Annotated in this window: 16 protein-coding genes; 9 read left to right on the top strand and 7 right to left on the bottom strand. The window is 72.4% G+C overall.

Annotation, left to right across the window (positions count from 1 at the left end):
* Window positions 1-34 precede the first annotated feature (34 nt).
* The 4 genes from AQI70_RS03180 to AQI70_RS03165 form a co-directional block, all read right to left on the bottom strand.
* On the bottom strand, window positions 35-841 hold the full coding sequence (locus AQI70_RS03180; RefSeq protein WP_062143733.1) for a DUF5336 domain-containing protein: 807 nt from the start codon (window positions 839-841) through the stop codon (window positions 35-37).
* A gap of 161 nt (window positions 842-1,002) precedes the next feature.
* Window positions 1,003-1,953: an N-acetylmuramoyl-L-alanine amidase gene (locus tag AQI70_RS03175; protein WP_062143729.1), complete on the bottom strand. Its 951-nt coding sequence runs from the start codon at window positions 1,951-1,953 to the stop codon at window positions 1,003-1,005.
* Between the two features lie 90 nt (window positions 1,954-2,043).
* Window positions 2,044-2,694 (bottom strand): class I SAM-dependent methyltransferase, encoded by a 651-nt coding sequence (locus tag AQI70_RS03170; protein WP_062143726.1) that lies wholly within the window; start codon window positions 2,692-2,694, stop codon window positions 2,044-2,046.
* 90 nt (window positions 2,695-2,784) lie between these two features.
* The gene (locus AQI70_RS03165; protein WP_062143723.1) at window positions 2,785-4,527 is read right to left on the bottom strand and encodes an MFS transporter; all 1,743 of its coding nucleotides are present in this window, start codon (window positions 4,525-4,527) and stop codon (window positions 2,785-2,787) included.
* Between the two features lie 140 nt (window positions 4,528-4,667).
* On the opposite strand from AQI70_RS03165, the gene AQI70_RS03160 reads away from it, so the two are divergent.
* The 3 genes from AQI70_RS03160 to AQI70_RS03150 all read left to right on the top strand — a co-directional run bounded on the left by AQI70_RS03160 (window position 4,668) and on the right by AQI70_RS03150 (window position 7,526).
* On the top strand, window positions 4,668-6,086 hold the full coding sequence (locus tag AQI70_RS03160; RefSeq protein ID WP_062145027.1) for an MFS transporter: 1,419 nt from the start codon (window positions 4,668-4,670) through the stop codon (window positions 6,084-6,086).
* A 121-nt stretch (window positions 6,087-6,207) separates the two neighbouring features.
* Window positions 6,208-6,747, top strand: a complete 540-nt coding sequence (locus AQI70_RS03155; protein WP_062143720.1) for a SigE family RNA polymerase sigma factor — start codon at window positions 6,208-6,210, stop codon at window positions 6,745-6,747.
* The gene (locus tag AQI70_RS03150) at window positions 6,747-7,526 is read left to right on the top strand and encodes a hypothetical protein (protein WP_062143717.1); all 780 of its coding nucleotides are present in this window, start codon (window positions 6,747-6,749) and stop codon (window positions 7,524-7,526) included. Before AQI70_RS03155 ends, AQI70_RS03150 begins: the two co-directional genes overlap by 1 nt.
* A 28-nt stretch (window positions 7,527-7,554) precedes the next feature.
* On the opposite strand, the gene AQI70_RS03145 is transcribed toward AQI70_RS03150, so the two are convergent.
* On the bottom strand, window positions 7,555-8,196 hold the full coding sequence (locus AQI70_RS03145; RefSeq protein WP_062143714.1) for a response regulator transcription factor: 642 nt from the start codon (window positions 8,194-8,196) through the stop codon (window positions 7,555-7,557).
* Between the two features lie 542 nt (window positions 8,197-8,738).
* Between AQI70_RS03145 and AQI70_RS03140 the strand changes: the two genes are divergently transcribed.
* The 4 genes from AQI70_RS03140 to AQI70_RS03125 all read left to right on the top strand — a co-directional run bounded on the left by AQI70_RS03140 (window position 8,739) and on the right by AQI70_RS03125 (window position 13,157).
* Complete coding sequence (locus AQI70_RS03140) at window positions 8,739-10,019, top strand: MFS transporter (RefSeq protein WP_062143711.1); 1,281 nt, start codon at window positions 8,739-8,741, stop codon at window positions 10,017-10,019.
* Between the two features lie 188 nt (window positions 10,020-10,207).
* Window positions 10,208-11,083 carry a MaoC/PaaZ C-terminal domain-containing protein gene (locus tag AQI70_RS03135; RefSeq protein WP_062143708.1) on the top strand — a complete coding sequence of 292 codons (876 nt, stop codon included), beginning with the start codon at window positions 10,208-10,210 and terminating at the stop codon, window positions 11,081-11,083.
* Between the two features lie 43 nt (window positions 11,084-11,126).
* Window positions 11,127-12,203 carry a Zn-dependent alcohol dehydrogenase gene (locus tag AQI70_RS03130; RefSeq protein WP_062143705.1) on the top strand — a complete coding sequence of 359 codons (1,077 nt, stop codon included), beginning with the start codon at window positions 11,127-11,129 and terminating at the stop codon, window positions 12,201-12,203.
* A 15-nt stretch (window positions 12,204-12,218) separates the two neighbouring features.
* On the top strand, window positions 12,219-13,157 hold the full coding sequence (locus AQI70_RS03125) for a 3-oxoacyl-ACP reductase (RefSeq protein WP_062143701.1): 939 nt from the start codon (window positions 12,219-12,221) through the stop codon (window positions 13,155-13,157).
* 82 nt (window positions 13,158-13,239) lie between these two features.
* Here AQI70_RS03125 and AQI70_RS39480 read toward each other — a convergent pair whose 3' ends face one another.
* On the bottom strand, window positions 13,240-13,392 hold the full coding sequence (locus AQI70_RS39480; RefSeq protein ID WP_167358877.1) for a hypothetical protein: 153 nt from the start codon (window positions 13,390-13,392) through the stop codon (window positions 13,240-13,242).
* 97 nt (window positions 13,393-13,489) lie between these two features.
* Window positions 13,490-14,815, bottom strand: a complete 1,326-nt coding sequence (locus tag AQI70_RS03120) for a hypothetical protein (protein ID WP_062143699.1) — start codon at window positions 14,813-14,815, stop codon at window positions 13,490-13,492.
* Window positions 14,816-15,036: 221 nt separating this feature from the next.
* Here AQI70_RS03120 and AQI70_RS03115 point away from each other — a divergent pair, with 221 nt between their 5' ends.
* Entirely contained in the window at window positions 15,037-15,894 is an 858-nt protein-coding gene (locus tag AQI70_RS03115) for a Nif3-like dinuclear metal center hexameric protein (protein WP_062143695.1), read from the top strand.
* On the top strand, window positions 15,891-16,634 hold the full coding sequence (locus AQI70_RS40580) for a zinc ribbon domain-containing protein (RefSeq protein WP_079051122.1): 744 nt from the start codon (window positions 15,891-15,893) through the stop codon (window positions 16,632-16,634). Before AQI70_RS03115 ends, AQI70_RS40580 begins: the two co-directional genes overlap by 4 nt.
* Window positions 16,635-16,704 lie beyond the last annotated feature (70 nt).

The following is a 16,704-nucleotide window of genomic DNA, read 5'->3' as shown; positions in this document are numbered from 1 at the left end:
GAAGGGTGAGGGGCCGTCGTACGGCTTCGTCGGCTCAGCCGCGCTGGATACCGGACGTGTCCTGCAGCACGCCGCGGCGGCCGTCCTGCGTCTGGGCGACCAGGGCCGGGCCGCGCTGCTCGACGGCCAGGTACCAGGTGCCCGGCGCGAGTTCGGCGATCGGCGTGGGCGAGCCGTCCTCCGCGAACAGGGGGCGCGGCACGGGCACGGCGAACCAGAACGGCGAGAAGTCGGCGGCGGGCGCCTGCGGCTGCTGCGGCTGCCCACCGAAGGGCTGCCCGGCCTGCGGCTGACCACCGTAGGGCTGCTGCGGCTGCTGAGCGCCGGGGTAGCCGTAGCCGCCGGGGGGCTGGGCGCCGTAGGGCTGGGGGGCGGCGGGGCGGGGGGCCGGGAGGAGGGAGGCCTGGAGGGCGGGGACGAGGGGGGTGGCGATGGCGGCGGCGGCCATGAGCAGGGTCGCGATGAGGGCCAGGATCATGCCGACGCCCGGGCTGACGCCGATGTCCGTGCCGCCGTTGTCGGCTCCACCCATCACGTCGAAGATGTTGCCCAACGAGCTCCAGGCGGCGAAGACCGTGAAGGCGGCGCCGAACTGCCCGAGGTCCAGGCCGGCGACCTTGGGTACCTGCGGCAGAGCCCGGGACACGACGACGATCGCGGCGCCGATGATCCCGGCCAGGACGACGCTGAGCAGCACCGGCCCGCTTCCCCAGAGGTTCGGGAGGTCGGCGCTGTCGGAAGCCCCGTCGATCGAATAGAGGTCGAGGAACGACGCGATCAACAGCAACACCGCTGCCCCGATCACCACGCCGTCGCCTCTAGTGAGGGAGCGGATATTCACTTCAGTCGGTCCTTCAGTTCAGTCGTCTCGTCATCGGTAGAGGCGTCGCTGTCACCATGTCGCCCTCGGGCCGGTGTGAAGCGCAGGGGTGGCCCCTCATCGTAGGGACGACCTTATCGTCCGACCGACGAGGGTGTCCGCCGGGATCAGCCCGCCGATCACTACCCGCGCAGGAAACTCACGATTCCCTCAGAGATCCCCCGCGCCGCCTTCTGCCGCCACGTGCCGCTGGTGAGCAGTGCCGCGTCCTTGCTATCGCGCATGTTGCCGCACTCGATGAACACCTTCGGAACCGTTGACAGATTGAGACCGCCGAGGTCCTCACGCGTGACGAGCCCGGTGCCGTCGCCGACGTAGTTGGAGGGCGCGCTGCCCGTGACGCGGACGAAGGAGCCGGCGATGCGCTCGCCGAGGTCGCGGGACGGGCCGACGATGGGCCCGGTGTCGGCGGCGCCCGCGTTCACCTTGCCCGGGAGGATGACGTGGAAGCCGCGTTGGCCGGCGCCCGCGCCGTCCGCGTGGAGGGAGACGGCGGCGTCGGCGTGTGCCTCGTTGCCGATCTCGGCCCGCTCGTCCACGCACGGCCCCCACGACCGGTCGCCGTCCTGCGTGAACTTCACCGTGGCGCCCTGCTTCTGCAGCAGGGTGCGCAGCCGGTGGGCGAGGTCCAGGGTGAACTCGGCTTCCGTGTAGCCGTCGTTGGTGGAGGTCCCCGTCGTGTCGCACTCCTTCCAGTTCGTGCCGATGTCCACCTTCCGGTTGATCTCGGCCGTGTGCTGGAAGTTGTTCGGGTTGTGACCGGGGTCGATGACGACGACCTTGCCCTTGAGGGCGCCGGAGGCGGCGGGCGCGGAGGTGGAGTCGGCGGTGGAGTCGGCGGTCGGGGTCGGGCCCGGCGGCTTGTCGTCGCTCGTGGTCGAGGCCGTCGGCGCCGCGGACGGCCGTACGGCCGCGTTGCCCGACGCGTCTTTGTCGCCGGGGCCGCCCATCACCTCGTACATCAGCCATCCGAGCAGCGCCCCCGGCACGAGAGCCGCGGCCGCGACGGTCAGGGCGCGGCGCCTACGGCGGCGGGGCTGGGGAGGATCGAAGTCCGGGCCTGCGTACGACACGCCTGCCACCCTAGCGGCGGTGCGGGATTCCCATGGGATCCGGAGCGGCTCAATGGGTGGCCGCCGGCCCGGCATACGGGGACCGCGCCGTCAGACCCCCGCCCCCGTCCGCCGCAGCACCCGCAGCGAGTCGGTCGCCGAGACCTCCGTGAAGGCGCCGGACTCCAGCGCCCGCAGGTAGATCCGGTACGGCGCCTGCCCCGTGAACTCGTCCTCCGGGTCCGGGAACACGTCGTGGATGACGAGCAGACCGCCCTCGGCGACATGCGGGGCCCAGCCCTCGTAGTCGGCGTTGGCGTGCTCGTCGGTGTGGCCGCCGTCGATGAAGACCAGGCCGAGGGGGGAGTTCCAGACCTTCGCGACCTGGAGGGAGCGGCCGACCAGGGCGATCACGTGCTCCTCCAGGCCCGCCTCGTGGAGGGTGCGGCGGAAGGTCGGCAGCGTGTCCATCAGGCCGATCTCGGGGTCGACCGTCTGCGGGTCGTGGTACTCCCAGCCCGGCTGCTGCTCCTCGCTGCCCCGGTGGTGGTCGACCGTGAGGGCCGTCACACCGGCCTCGCGGGCGGCGTCGGCGAGCAGGATCGTGGAGCGGCCGCAGTACGTGCCGACCTCCAGGAGCGGAAGGCCGAGGCGCCCGGCCTCGACGGCCGCCGCGTAGAGCGCGAGCCCCTCGCCCGTGGGCATGAAGCCCTTCGCCGCCTCGAACGCGGCCAGGATCTCGGGCTTGGGGGCCGGGGGCATGGGGGTCCTTTCGGTAGTACGTAGGTCAGGGCGCCCATGCTGTCGTACCCCCTGCCACCGAAGCGACAGGGGGTACGGGTGGCGTGGATCTCAGGCGGTGACCGTCTCTCCCGGCAGGGGCAGGTCCAGGTCGACCGGGCGGTCGTCCCCGGCGTGCGTGGCCGACGAGGCGAGCGGGCCGTGGCCGTCGGCCCGGGCGGCCAGGACGTAGGAGCCCTGGGCGGGGACGGTGAGGGCGTAGCTGCCGTCCGCCCCGGAGAGGGTCGCGCCCGCCTGGCGGCCCCGGCGGTCGATCAACGTGACCTTGGCGCGGGCCACCGGGGTGCCGTCGGCGCCCAGGACACGCCCGCGGAAGCCACGCAGGGCCTCCTCGGCGTTCTCCAGGTTCGCGTCCTCCTCGCTGCTCGCGCGCAGCTGGGGCCTGGACGCCGCGCGCTGCCCCGGCAGGAAGAGGGCCAGGAGGAGGCCGACGGCCACGGCGGCGGTCGCGATCAGGAAGGAGACGCGGAAGCCGTGCATCGTCGGGATCTCGACGCCGCCGACGTTGTCCGCGGTGTTGGCCAGCACCATGCCGATGACGGCACTGGAGACCGACGTGCCGATGGAACGCATCAGTGTGTTGAGGCCGTTCGCCGCGCCGGTCTCGGAGGCCGGGACCGCGCCGACGATCAGCGCGGGCAGGGAGGAGTAGGCGAGGCCGATGCCGGCGCCGAGGACCACCGAGATGACGAGGCTCTGCCAGGGGGCGCTCATCAGGCCCAGACCGGCGCCGTAGCCGATCGCGATGATCAGCAGGCCGAGGATCAGGGTGGACTTGGGGCCGTACTTCGCCGAGAGACGGGCGTAGACGGGCGCGGTGAACATCATCGTCAGGCCCAGCGGCGCCACGAGCAGACCCGCGACGACCATGGACTGGCCGAGGCCGTACCCGGTGCTCTTCGGCAGCTGGAGGAGCTGGGGGAGGACCAGGGAGACGACGTAGAAGCTGACGCCGACCATGATCGAGGCGAGGTTGGTGAAGAGGACGGCCGGGCGGGCCGTGGTGCGCAGGTCCACGAGGGGCGCCGGGGTGCGCAGCTCGTACAGGCCCCACAGGAGGAGGACGAGGAGCGAGGCGCCGAACAGGCCGAGCGTGGTGCCGGAGGTCCAGCCCCAGTCGCTGCCCTTGGTGATCGGGAGGAGGAAGAGGACGAGGCCCGCGGAGAGGCCGAGCGCGCCGAGCAGGTCGAAGGAGCCTTCGGCGCGGACCTTGGACTCCGGTACGACGAGGAGGGTGAGGACGATGGAGAGGACGCCGAGTCCTGCGGCGCCGTAGAACAGGGCGTGCCAGTCGGCGTGCTGGGCGACCAGGGCCGCGGCGGGCAGCGCGAGGCCGCCGCCGACGCCGATCGAGGAGCTCATCAGGGCCATCGCCGAGCCGAGCCTCTCGCGGGGCAGCATGTCGCGCATCAGGCCGATGCCGAGCGGGATCGCGCCCATCGCGAAGCCCTGGAGGGTACGGCCGGCGATCATGAGGAGCAGGTCGCTGGTGAGCGCGCTGACCAGCGCACCGACCACCATCACGGCCAGGCTGCCGATCAGCATGCGCCGCTTGCCGTACAGGTCACCCAGCCGGCCCATGATCGGCGTGGCCACGGCACCGGAGAGCAGCGTCGAGGTCAGCACCCAGGTGGCGTTGCTGGGCGCGGTGCTCAGCAGCTGCGGCAGGTCCTTGATGACCGGGACGAGCAGGGTCTGCATCACCGCGACAACGATGCCCGCGAAGGCGAGGACCGGGACGAGGGCGCCGGAGGTCGCTCTGCCGGTGGGCTGGTCAGTCGTCGTTCGTGTCATGTGTAGCTTGAACTCGGTGCGCCAGGGCAACTATTCCGATGCTTTGGCTCACTAATGATTTCTTGACCTTCTCTTGGGAAACGCGGGCCTAGGTCGAAATCCCGATGCCAGGAGCGTCAGGCGTTGAGAACATGACACTCATGCTCCGAGCCGCTGACGTCACCCAGACATCCCGCCGTACCGCGCTCCCCACCTGGGTGGTGGTGACGCTCGCCTGCGCCGGTCAGTTCCTGGTCGTGCTCGACGTGTCCGTGGTGAACGTGGCGTTGCCGTCGATGCGGGCGGACCTGGGGCTGAGCGCGCAGGGCCTGCAGTGGGTGGTGAACGCGTACGCCATCGCCTTCGCCGGGTTCATGCTGCTCGGCGGGCGGGCCGGGGATCTCTACGGCCGCAAGAGGATGTTCCTGGTGGGCCTCGCGCTGTTCACGCTGGCCTCCCTGGGCGGCGGCCTGGCCCAGGAGGGCTGGCAGCTGCTGGCCGCGCGGGCCGTGCAGGGACTGGGCGCGGCGGTGCTTGCGCCCTCGACCCTGACGATCCTGACGGCGGCGGTCCCGGAAGGGGCTCCCCGTGCGCGCGCCATAGGCACCTGGACCGCCGTGGCCGGAGGCGGCGGCGCGGCGGGCGGTGTCGTCGGCGGGGTGCTGGTCGACGTGCTGTCCTGGCGCTGGGTGCTGCTGATCAACGTGCCGGTCGGGGCCGTGGTCCTGGTCGCCGCGCTGCTGTGGCTGGCCGAGGGCCGGGACGGCGACGGGCGGCGGCTGGACCTTCCGGGTGCGGCGCTGGTGACGGCGGGGCTGGCCATCCTGGCGTACGGCATCTCGCAGACGGAGGCGGAGGGGTGGACGGCGACGGCCACGGTCGTACCCCTGTGCGCCGGCCTGGCGCTGATCGGTGTGTTCCTCGTCGTGGAAGCCCGTACGGCCGCTCCGCTGATGCCGCTCGGGCTGTTCCGCCGACGGGCGGTGTCGTCGGCGAACGTGGCGATGTTCCTGTGTGGGGCGGCGATGTTCTGCATGTGGTTCTTCATGACGCTGTACGCGCAGAACGTGCTGGGCTACACCCCCCTGGAAGCCGGTCTCGCGCTGGTGCCGAGCTCCCTGGCGATCGTCTTCGGCTCCAAGGTCGCGCCACGGTTCATGCGGGTGCTGGGGGCGCGCAACCTGGCGGCGGCGGGGACGGTGGTGGCGGTCGCCGGGTTCGCCTGGCAGTCGACGATGACCGTGCACGGCACGTATCTCACCTCGATCATGTTCCCGGGCATCCTGATGATGCTGGGCGCGGGCCTCGCGTCGACCCCGCTCGCGGCGCTGGCCACGTCCGGGACCGCGCCGGGGGAGGCCGGGCTGGTGTCCGGGCTCGTCAACACCTCCCGCACCATGGGCGGTTCACTGGGGCTCGCGGTCATGTCGACGATCGCGTCGGCCCGTTCGGCGGGGAGTACGACGCCGGCGGCGCTGACGGAGGGGTACGCGCTGGCGTTCCGGGTGGGGACCGGGGTGCTGCTCGGCGCGGTGGCGCTGATGCTGGTGTGGCTGCCGCGAAAGGTCTCCTCGAACTGAGAAATCTCGGGAACGAAGAAATCTGGTGGAACCGAGAATCTCGTCGAACCGAGAAAAGTCTGCGAACGGAGGCAACGGTTCGGTCGGCCCATGGACTCCTTCAGACATCTAGGAGGTGCCCATGGGGGATCGCAAGGCGGCTCGGGACACGGAGTTCCAGAGCTTTGTCATCGGCCGCTGGCCGCGGTTGATGCGGACGGCATTTCTCCTCACGGGGGAGCAGCACGCCGCGGAGGACCTGGTCCAGTCGACGCTCGAACAGGTCTATGTGGCCTGGCGCAGGGTCGGCTCGGCCGACGACCCGGAGGCCTATGTACGGCGCGTGATGATCAACGCACACGCCCGCAGACACCGCAGAAGGCTCAGGGAGTTCCTCGCCCCGAAGGACGACTCGGGCCTGGTGCGAGAGGTGCCCGACACCGGTGACCGCATCGGCCAGGCCGAGGACCGCAGTGCCCTGCTGTCGGCGCTCGCCCAACTGCCCACGCGGCAGCGGGAGGCGGTGGTCCTGCGGTACTGGGAGGACCTCACCGAGACGCAGACGGCGGAGGCGATGGGCTGTTCCGTCGGCGCGGTGAAGAGCAACGCGGCCAAGGGGATCGCGAAACTGCGCGCCATACCGGGACTGGCCGAGATGGTGACGCACGGAGGGCGGCAGTGATGAGCGCGGACCGGGAGACGAACCTCGACATGAACCACACGGACATCACCCTGCTGCTGGCCGACGCCGCGGACGAGGTCGAGATCGGTACAGCCCCCTACGACGCGGTGCTGCGCGGCGGCCGCCGCCGCAAGGCCCGTCGCTGGGCGATGGCCACGGCAACGGCCCTGCTGCTGGTCGGCTCGGCGGGCACGCTGGCGGTGGCGGGACTGCCGGGCGGGGACGGCAACAAGAGCGTGGCGGTGGCGACACAGCCGCCGACGAGCGGTGAGCGGCATGTGTACGAGCCGCAGCAGACCGAGTTGTCGCGGGGGACCGACCGGGGCAAGGACTGGCGCGTCGTCATCTCCGTGTGGGGGCCGCCACGGGACAGGGCGGAGGCGCGGGGGCAGCTGGCCGCGATGGCCGAGTACGGGATCGACGCCGGGGCACGACCGGAGCTCTCCGGCGTCGTCGGCAAGACGTCGTACTTCGTGAGCCTCTCCGCCGGCAGCAGCCGACCCAGGGTCCTGATCTTCGACACGGTCGAGAAGTGGGACGAGATGACGGGCAGGGACATCGTCTATGGTGCGCTGTCGCCGTCGGAGGACAGCGGTCCCGGGCCCGACAGCCTTGCGGTCGGCCGTGTCGCCAGGACGGCCCAGCAGGTCAAGTGCACCTGGTCGGACGGCACGACCAGCGTGGACCTGCCGAAGGAGGCCGCCGGCTCTCCGCTGAAGTGGTTCGTGTGCGTAGGCCCGGAGGGGACGGAGAACAGGACGGCGGGGGTGATCCAGTAGGCCCGCGAGCGGACGGCGTGGCCGGCGGTCACAACCAGCCCTGGCGCCGGGCCTCCCGCAGTGCCTCCCGGTGGTCTCGGGTGCCTGTCTTGCCGATGGCGGAGGAGAGGTGGTCGCGGACGGCGGACTCGGCGAGGTGGAACTCGGCGGCGATGTCGGCGACGGTCGCGCCGTCCGCCGAGGCCCTCAGGACGTCGCACTCGCCGGGGGTGAGCGCGTCGGGTCCGGGGCCCAGGGCGGTCGTGGCGAAGGCCGGGTCGATCACCGTCTCACCGGTCAGCACCCGGCGGATCGCCGCGGCCAGCTCCTCCACGGGGCCGTCCTTCACCAGGTAACCGGCGGCTCCGGCCGCCAGGGCCCGGCGGAGATGTCCGGGCCGGCCGAAGGTGGTCAGCAGCAGCACCCGGCAGTCCGGCGCCTGGTCCCGCAGCTCGGCCGCCACGTCGAGGCCGCTGCCGCCCGGCAGCTCGACGTCGAGGAGGGCCACATCGGGGCGGTGGGTGAGGACGGCGTGCACGACGTCCACGATCGCGTCCCCGCCCGGCACCTGCGCCAGGACGTCGATGTCCGGTTCCATCCCGAGCAGTAAGGCGAGCGCCCCGCGCACCATGCCCTGATCCTCGGCGAGCAGGACCCGGATCGACTTCGCGGGCCGGTGGTTCCGGGGCATCTCGTTCACGCCCCAAGGGTAGGCGCGGGGGCCGGCGTTCGCCTTGGGCGCGGCTTGGGGGACAGCGGGGCGGCCCCCGGTTGGCTTGGCGGGATGCGAGGTGCCCCCGTCGGCCTGGCGCATAGCGAGCCGCTCTCCCTCGGCTTGGCGCATAGCGAGCTGCTCGCCGCTCGCCTGTCGGAATGCGAGCTGTCCCCGCTCGCCTGTCGGAATGCGAGCTGTCCCCGCTCGCCTGTCGGAATGCGAGCTGTCCCCGCTCGCCTGTCGGAATGCGAGCTGTCCCCGCTCGCCTGTCGGAATGCGAGCTGTCCCCGCTCGCCTGTCGGAATGCGAGCTGTCCCCGCTCGCCTGTCGGAATGCGAGCTGCCCCCGCTCGCCTGTCGGAATGCGAGCCGCCCCCGCTCGCCCGTCGGAAAGCGAGCCGCCCCGCCCGCCCCACGAAAAACGAGCTGCCCCCCGCCGACCCGGAGACTACGGTTCCGTTCCGTTCACCGCGGCACCCGCGCCGCACAAGCCGTCGGCCGACACCTGGAGACGCCCCCGTGAACTCCGCCCCGCGAACCACCGCCAAGGCGCCGCGCACACCACCGCTGAGCGGGGCGTTCCGGAAGCTGTGGGGAGCGTACGCCGTGTCCGGGCTCGGCGACGGCATCCGTGTCACCGCGCTGCCGCTGATGGCGGCCACGCTCACCGGGGACCCCCAGGAGGTGGCCCTGGTGGCCACCTTCGAGCGGCTGCCCTGGCTGCTCTTCGCCCTCATCGGCGGCGCCGCGGCCGACCGTGTCGACCGCCGGAAGCTGATGATCGGCATCGACGTGCTGCGCCACCTGCTGGTGGCCGGGTTCATCGCGTCGGCGCTGGGCGGCACGCTCTCGCCCGCCCTCCTCTACGCGGTGGCCTTCCTGCTCGGCACCACCGACACCTTCTACGACACCGCCTCCCAGGCGATGATCCCCTCGACCGTCCCCACCCCGTCGCTGGCCCGGGCCAACAGCCGGCTGTTCGGGACGAGCGTCGTCAACCTCAGCTTCGCCGGACCGGTGATCGGCGCCTGGCTGTTCGCCTGGAACGTCCACGCGCCCTTCGCCGTCGACGCGCTGACCTTCCTGTTCAGCGCGGTCCTGCTGCTCCGCATCCCCGGCAGCTTCCGCCCCGCGCCCCCGGCCACCCCCGCGCCGGCCGGCGGTTGGCTCGGCGAGATCCGCGCGGGCCTCGCCTTCCTGCTCCGGCACCCCGTCCTGCGGCTGCTGACGGTGACGGTCGGGCTGTTGAGCCTGGCCGGGGCGATGGCCACGTCGGTCCTGGTCCTCTACGCGACCCGGACCCTGGGCCTGTCCGAGGCCGGCTACGGCTGGCTGATCGCCGGGTCCGCCGTGGGCAGCCTGGTCGGCAGCGGGCTCGCGGCCCGCCTCGGCGCCCGGCTCGGCTGGGGAACGGCCAACACCGGGGCGGTCCTCGTCGCCGGCGTCACCCTGGTCCTCGCCGGCACCGTGTGCTCCCCGTACGCCGTCGCCGCGCTCCTGGCCGTCAACGGCGGCACGGTCGTCGTATGGAACGTCCTCACCGCCGCCAAGCGCCAGGAACTGGTCCCCGACGAGCTGCGCGGCAAGGCGGCGGGGGCGTACCGGCTGGCCGCCTGGGGGCTGATGCCCGTGGGGTCGGCGCTGGGCGGCTTTCTGGCGGCGCGTACGACGGTCTCGGCGCCGATGGTGACCGGCGGCGCCATCCTGCTGGCGGCGAGCGTGCTGGTGCTGCGGCTGAGGGCGGCGGAGCGGGACGCCTCGGGAGGCCGGGCGGACACCGATGCGGCCGACCGGAGCTGATGGGGTGTCAGGAGTCTTCACAAGTGCGGAGCGCTCGGCTATACAGGGGGCGCCGGACTGGAACGCGTTCTAGAACGGCCCGTGACGACCTCGGTGCGGCCGACGGTGCGGACGGCCGTACCGGGGTCTTGACTCCGCACTGTCGGGAGTCCCACCACTGTCAGGAATCCGCCACCGTCAGGAGCCGTATGCCCATCGACGCAGCCAAGGCCCTCGCCGCCGAGCCCCGGACCGGCGAGATCTCCTGGAACTCCAAGGACGTCCAGCTCTACCACCTCGGCATCGGCGCCGGCGCGAACCCCGACAAGCACAGCCCCGCCACCGACCCCGACGAACTGCGCTACACCCTGGAGTCCCGGCTGCACGTCCTGCCGAGCTTCGCCACCGTCGCGGGCTCCGGCTCGCCCGGAGTGATCAGCAGCCTGTCCATGCCCGGCATCGAGGTCGACCTCGCCCGTGTCCTGCACGGCGGCCAGACGCTCACCGTCCACCGCCCGCTGCCCGTGACGGGCACCGCGACCGCCACCGGCCGGATCGCCGCCGTCTACGACAAGGGCAAGGCGGCCGTACTGGTCATGCGCACCGAAGTCACCGACGCCGACGGGCCGTTGTGGACCAACGACGCCCAGATCTTCATCCGCGGAGAGGGCGGCTGGGGCGGCGACCGCGGCCCGTCCGCCCGCCTCGAACCCCCGGCCGGTGAGCCCGCCCGGACCGTCGAACGGCCGATCCGCGAGGACCAGGCCCTGCTCTACCGCCTCTCCGGCGACTGGAACCCGCTGCACGCCGACCCCGAGTTCGCCAAGGTCGCCGGTTTCGAGCGGCCCATCCTGCACGGGCTGTGCACCTACGGCATGACCCTCAAGGCGGTCGTCGACACGCTGCTCGGTGGGGACGTGGCCCGAGTGCGCTCGTACACCACCCGGTTCGCCGGGGTCGTGTACCCGGGGGAGACCCTGCGGATCCGCATGTGGCCGGGAGAGGGCGCCGTTCGGGTCGCCGTGAGCGCGGTCGAGCGGGAGGACGCGCCCGTCCTCGCCGACACCATCGTCGAACACACCTGAGTCAGACCGTTGAGTCAGACCGTCGCCCGAGGGGAGCCGCACCATGCGCGCAGCCGTACTGCACGAGATCGGCCAGGACAAGCTGGAGGTCCTCGACGACGTCGAGACGGTGGGCTTCGGGCCCGGCAGGGTGCGGATCCGGGTGCGGGCCACCGGGCTGTGCCACTCGGACCTGTCCGCGATGGCGGGGGTGCTGCCGCAGCCGGGGCCCTTCGTACCCGGTCACGAGGGCGCGGGCGAGATCCTCGAAGTCGGGGAAGGCGTACGCCACTTGAAGCCCGGCGACCGGGTCGTCGTCTGCTGGCTGCCCGCCTGCGGCGCCTGCCCCGCCTGCAAACGCGGCCAGACCGAGCTGTGCCTGGCCGGGTTCATGAACGCCGGCACCCCCAACTTCAAGCGCCCCGCCGGTGACGTCTTCGGCTTCGCCGGCACCGGCACCTTCGCCGAGGAGGTCGTGGTCGACGCCGGCTGCGCCGTGCCGATCCCCGACGACGTCCCCTTCGACATCGCCGCCCTCATCGGCTGCGGGGTGACGACGGGACTCGGCGCCGCCCTCAACACCGCCGACCTGGAGGCCGGTTCGTCGGTCGCCGTCATCGGCTGCGGGGGCGTCGGCATCTCCGCGATCCAGGGCGCCCGGCTCAAGGGCGCCGCCGAGATCGTCGCCGTCGACCCGGTCGCCGCACGCCGCGAGGCCGCGCTCAGGTTCGGCGCGACCAGGGCGGTCACCCCGGACGAGCTGCCCGACGCCAGGCAACAGGTCACCGCCGGCGAGGGCTTCGACTACGTCTTCGAGGTCGTCGGCAAGTCGGCCACCGCCAGGACGGCGTACGAGAACACCCGGCGCGGCGGCACCCTCGTCGTCGTCGGCGCGGGAGCGATGGACGACTTCCTCCAGCTCAGCATGTTCGAGCTGTTCTTCGACGAGAAGCGGATCCTGCCGTCCATGTACGGCGGCGGCGACGTCCTGCGCTCCTACGAGCGCACGATCGCGCTCTGGCGCGCGGGCCGCATCGACCTCGCGGGCCTGATCACCCACCGCGTGCCGCTCACCGAGATCAACGAGGCCCTCGACCAGATGCGCACGGGCACCGCGCTGCGTACCTGCATCGAGATCTGACGGCGAAGGGGTCGTATGTCACTGCCACTTGAGGGCCTGTCCGCGATCGTCACCGGCGCCGGCCGCGGGCTCGGCCGGGCCGAAGCCCTGGAGCTCGCCCGGCTCGGCGCGGCCGTCGTCGTCAACGACTACGGACAGCCCGGACGGGACGGCTCGGGCGAGGCCTCCGCCGGGCCCGCCGAGGAGGTCGCCGCCGAGATCCGCGAGGCGGGCGGCAAGGCGCTCGCCCACACCGGAGACGTGGCCGACTTCACCCAGGCCCGGGAACTCGTCGAGTCGGCGGTCGCCGAGTTCGGCAAGCTGGACATCCTGGTCAACAACGCGGGCATCCTGCGCGACCGCATGGTCTTCTCCATGACGGAGGAGGAGTGGGACTCGGTCATCCGCGTCCACCTCAAGGGCCACTTCAACACCACCCGCTTCGCCGCCGCGCACTGGCGCGAGCGCTCCAAGGCGGCGGGCGGCCCGGTGTACGGGCGGATCGTGAACACCTCGTCGGAGGCGTTCCTCGCGGGCTCCGCCGGACAGCCCAACTACGCCGCCGCGAAAGGCGGAATCGTCGGGCTCACCACCTCCACCGCCCTCGCGCTCGCCAAGTACGGCGTGACGGCGAACGCCATCTGCCCGCGCGCCCGCACCCGTATGACGGAGGACGTCTTCGCCGGCTTCGAGCAGCCACCGGACGGCCTCGACCCGCTCGCACCCGAGCATGTCGCCCCGCTCGTCGGCTACTTGGCCTCCCCGGCCGCCGCCCGCATCAACGGCCAGCTGCTCGTCGTGCACGGCGGCATGGTGGCGGTCGTCGAACGGCCGCGGGTGCGGGCGAAGTTCGACAGCAGGCAGGAGACGTTCACGTACGACGAGTTGGACGCCGTACTCGGTCCGCACTACGCGCGGCGGCCGTCGGGAGAGACGTTCGGGGCGGCGGAGGTGCTGAGCCTGAAACGGGGGTGAGGCACGAAAACGGTCCTGCCCCACGAAAACGGCCCTGCCCCCTACGGGGAACAGGGCCGTGTGCCGTTGCTCGCGCGCGGCGTCAGGCTGCCGACTCGGCTTCCTCGACCGGCTTGCGGTGACGGCCGCGAGGTGCCGTCTCGCAGTCGTTGGCCGAGACCGGGCCCCGGTGCCTGCCGTGACCGGCGGCCTCCTGGACGTCGGACGACGGCTGGGTCGTGCTGGCGTTGCTCATCGGTAAAGCTCACCCCGTCAACGATGATCTTTCTAACAGCCGGGCGAGTCTAACCGGCCCCCTGAGGGCCGAATCCAGGCGGCCACGCCAACCGGCACTACTTCGTTACAAGACCGCCCAACGGGGCTTGCTGCAACGGCACGGGGCGCGTTGCGACGGGATGCGGAGGGTCCGTTTCCGGCGGTCTGGACGCCGTCGACTCCGGCTCCGGGGCCGGTGCCGTGGCCGCCCTCGTCTCCGCCGCTGCCGGGCCGGGCACCGCCACCGCCTCCACCCGAGACGCCGGGACCGCCTCCACCCGAGACGCCATGACCGCCTGCGCCCGAGGCACCGCCACTGCCTCCCCCCGATGCACTGCCGCCTCTCCCCGAGGAACCGCCACCCCCTCCATCCGAGGCACGGCCATCGTCTCCACCCGCGCCACCCCGCACCGCACCTCGGCCGTGGCATACGGCAGTTGGAGCACCCCGTCCCGCGTCCACCACCCGGCCCCCGCCAACCACCCCTCGGGCGCCGGAAGATGACACACCTGCCGTTCGGCGGGCCGCCACACCCCGATCCAGCTGCCGACCGGCCCGTCCAGGCGCAGCGCCACCCCGCAGCTCTCCGGCGTCAGCACCTGCCCCGGCTGGATCGCGATCGGCGTCACCGCGCAGTCCGGCAGCCGCAGGCACTCCGGGAAGCGCACCGGCAGCGTGCTGCCGAGCACCCCCCAGCCCAGCCGGTCCCGTCCCGGCGAGGGGGCGTCCGACCGGATCAGCAGCAGCCCGCTGTCCGGGTCGGCGAGCAGCAGCCGGTCGTCGCTGTCGGCCGCGATCTGCAGCAGCGGCGACACCTCGCCGCCCCGCTCCAGGTCGACCACCACGGTCTTCGTACGGCCCCCGATCCTCCGGTCGAGGGCCAGCATCCGCCCGCCCCGGTCCAGCCACACCCCACCCGAGCAGCGCCCCGGCACCTGCGCGAGGTGCTCCGGCCCGAAGGCACCCCCCGCCACCAGCCACACCGCGCTGGAGCGCGGGCCCACCGCGAGGGCGTACGCCCTGTCGCCGCCCGGCGCCGGCGGCAGCATCCGCAGCCGGGTCCCCTCGTCCGGGCACTGGACCGCGCCCAGCAACAGCTCCCCGGTGCCGGGTCCGGTCGGGTACAGCAGCGAGAAGATGTGCCGTCCGTCGGTGGGGCGGCGGATGAGTACCCGCCCGTCGCTCATCGGCTGCACCTCGGTGCCGGGCTCCTCCGGCTGGTGGGCGGGCAGCGGCACGGCGTAGGGCTCGGGGCCGTCGAGTGTCCAGCGCTCCGGGAACCAGCAGTCGCCGTCCAGCGCGAGGCGGGCGGCGTAGGAGCCGTCCGCCGTGATGGTGCATCCCGCCCGAGGCGTGTCGCCGTCCTCGTGCTCCGCAGCGGGCTCGATCGCACAGGCCGTCATGGATCGGTCACCTCCGGTTACGAAGCTAGTTTTCGCACGCACAGGCGTGGCAGCGGCAGCATCCGCTTCACACAAAGGGGTGGCCGGGGAACGATTCGCCTGAGGAAACGGGGGCTGATGTGCTGGGCGGGGCCGGGCGCGGCCCGGAGCGACACGGGGGGCCGATCCGGCTGCTCCGCCGCCGGTACAGCCGTACGGAACAGCCAGGTAGCCTTTCCTTCGTGCCCCGTCTGTCTGAAGTCATCGCCGCGCTGGAGAACCTGTGGCCCGCCGAGCGGGCCGAGTCCTGGGACGCGGTCGGCACCGTCGTGGGCGACCCCGACCAGGAGGTCTCCCGGGTCCTGTTCGCCGTCGACCCGGTGCGGGAGATCGTGGACGAGGCGGTGAAGCTGGGCGCCGACCTGCTGGTCACCCACCACCCCCTCTACCTGCGCGGGACGACGACGGTCGCGGCCTCCACCTTCAAGGGCCGGGTCGTCCACACGCTGATCAAGAACGACATCGCGCTGCACGTGGCGCACACCAACGCCGACACCGCCGACCCGGGCGTCAGCGACGCGTTGGCCGGTGCGCTGGACCTGAGGGTCGTACGACCGCTCGTGCCCGACACGAGTGACCCGGAGGGCCGCCGGGGACTGGGCCGCGTCTGCGAGCTCGACCAGCCCCTGACCGTCCGCGAACTCGCCGCCCGCACCGCCGAACGGCTGCCCGCCACGGCGCAGGGCATCCGCGTGGCCGGCGACCCCGAAGCCGTCGTCCGCACCATCGCCGTGAGCGGCGGCTCCGGCGACAGCCTCTTCGACCAGGTACGGGCGGCCGGCGTCGACGCCTTCCTCACCGCGGACCTGCGCCACCACCCGGCCTCCGAGGCCGTGGCGCACAGTCCCCTCGCGCTGCTCGACGCGGCGCACTGGGCCACCGAATGGCCCTGGTGCGAGCTGGCCGCCGCCCAGCTCGACGAGATCTCCGACCGCCATGGCTGGGACCTGCGCGTCCACGTCTCGAAGACGGTCACCGACCCCTGGACCGCCCACGCGGCGTCCAACCCGCCCACTAGCACAACGGGAGCCCCCAACTGAACGCCGCGCCGGCCGACCAGATCCGACTTCTCGACGTCCAGGCCCTCGACGTCCGCCTGCAGCAGCTCGCGCACCGGCGGAGGTCCCTGCCCGAGCACGCCGAGATCGAGTCGCTGACCAAGGACCTCACCCAGCTGCGCGACCTGCTCGTGGCCGCGCAGACCGAGGAGAGCGACTGCGCCCGCGAGCAGACCAAGGCCGAGCAGGACGTGGACCAGGTCCGCCAGCGCTCCGCCCGCGACCAGCAGCGACTGGACTCCGGCGCCATCACCTCCCCGAAGGACCTGGAGAACCTCCAGCACGAGATCGCCTCCCTCGCCAAGCGGCAGGGCGACCTGGAGGACATCGTCCTGGACGTCATGGAGCGCCGTGAGTCCGCGCAGGAGCGGGTCGCCGAGCTGACCGAGCGGGTCGCCTCCGTCCAGTCGAAGATCGACGACGCGACCGCCCGCCGGGACGCCGCGTTCGAGGAGATCGACGGCGAGGTGGCGAGCGTGACCAAGGAGCGCGAGGTCATCTCCGCCGCCGTCCCCGCCGACCTGCTGAGGCTCTACGACAAGCTGCGCGAGCAGCAGGGCGGCATCGGCGCGGCCAAGCTGTACCAGCGCACCTGCCAGGGCTGCCGCCAGGAGCTCGCCATCACCGAGCTGAGCGAGATCCGCTCGGCCGCGCCGGACACGGTGGTGCGGTGCGAGAACTGCCGCCGGATCCTGGTGCGCACGGCTGAGTCGGGTCTGTAGGACCTCGGTAACCAGTCGGGTCTGTAGGACCTCGGTAACCAGTCGGGTCTGTAGGACTCGGTAAACAGTC

The organism is Streptomyces curacoi (assembly GCF_001513975.1).
GTDB lineage: Bacteria > Actinomycetota > Actinomycetes > Streptomycetales > Streptomycetaceae > Streptomyces > Streptomyces curacoi.
Note: the sequence above shows the minus strand (reverse complement) of the source record. Positions and strands in the feature narration are given on the sequence as shown.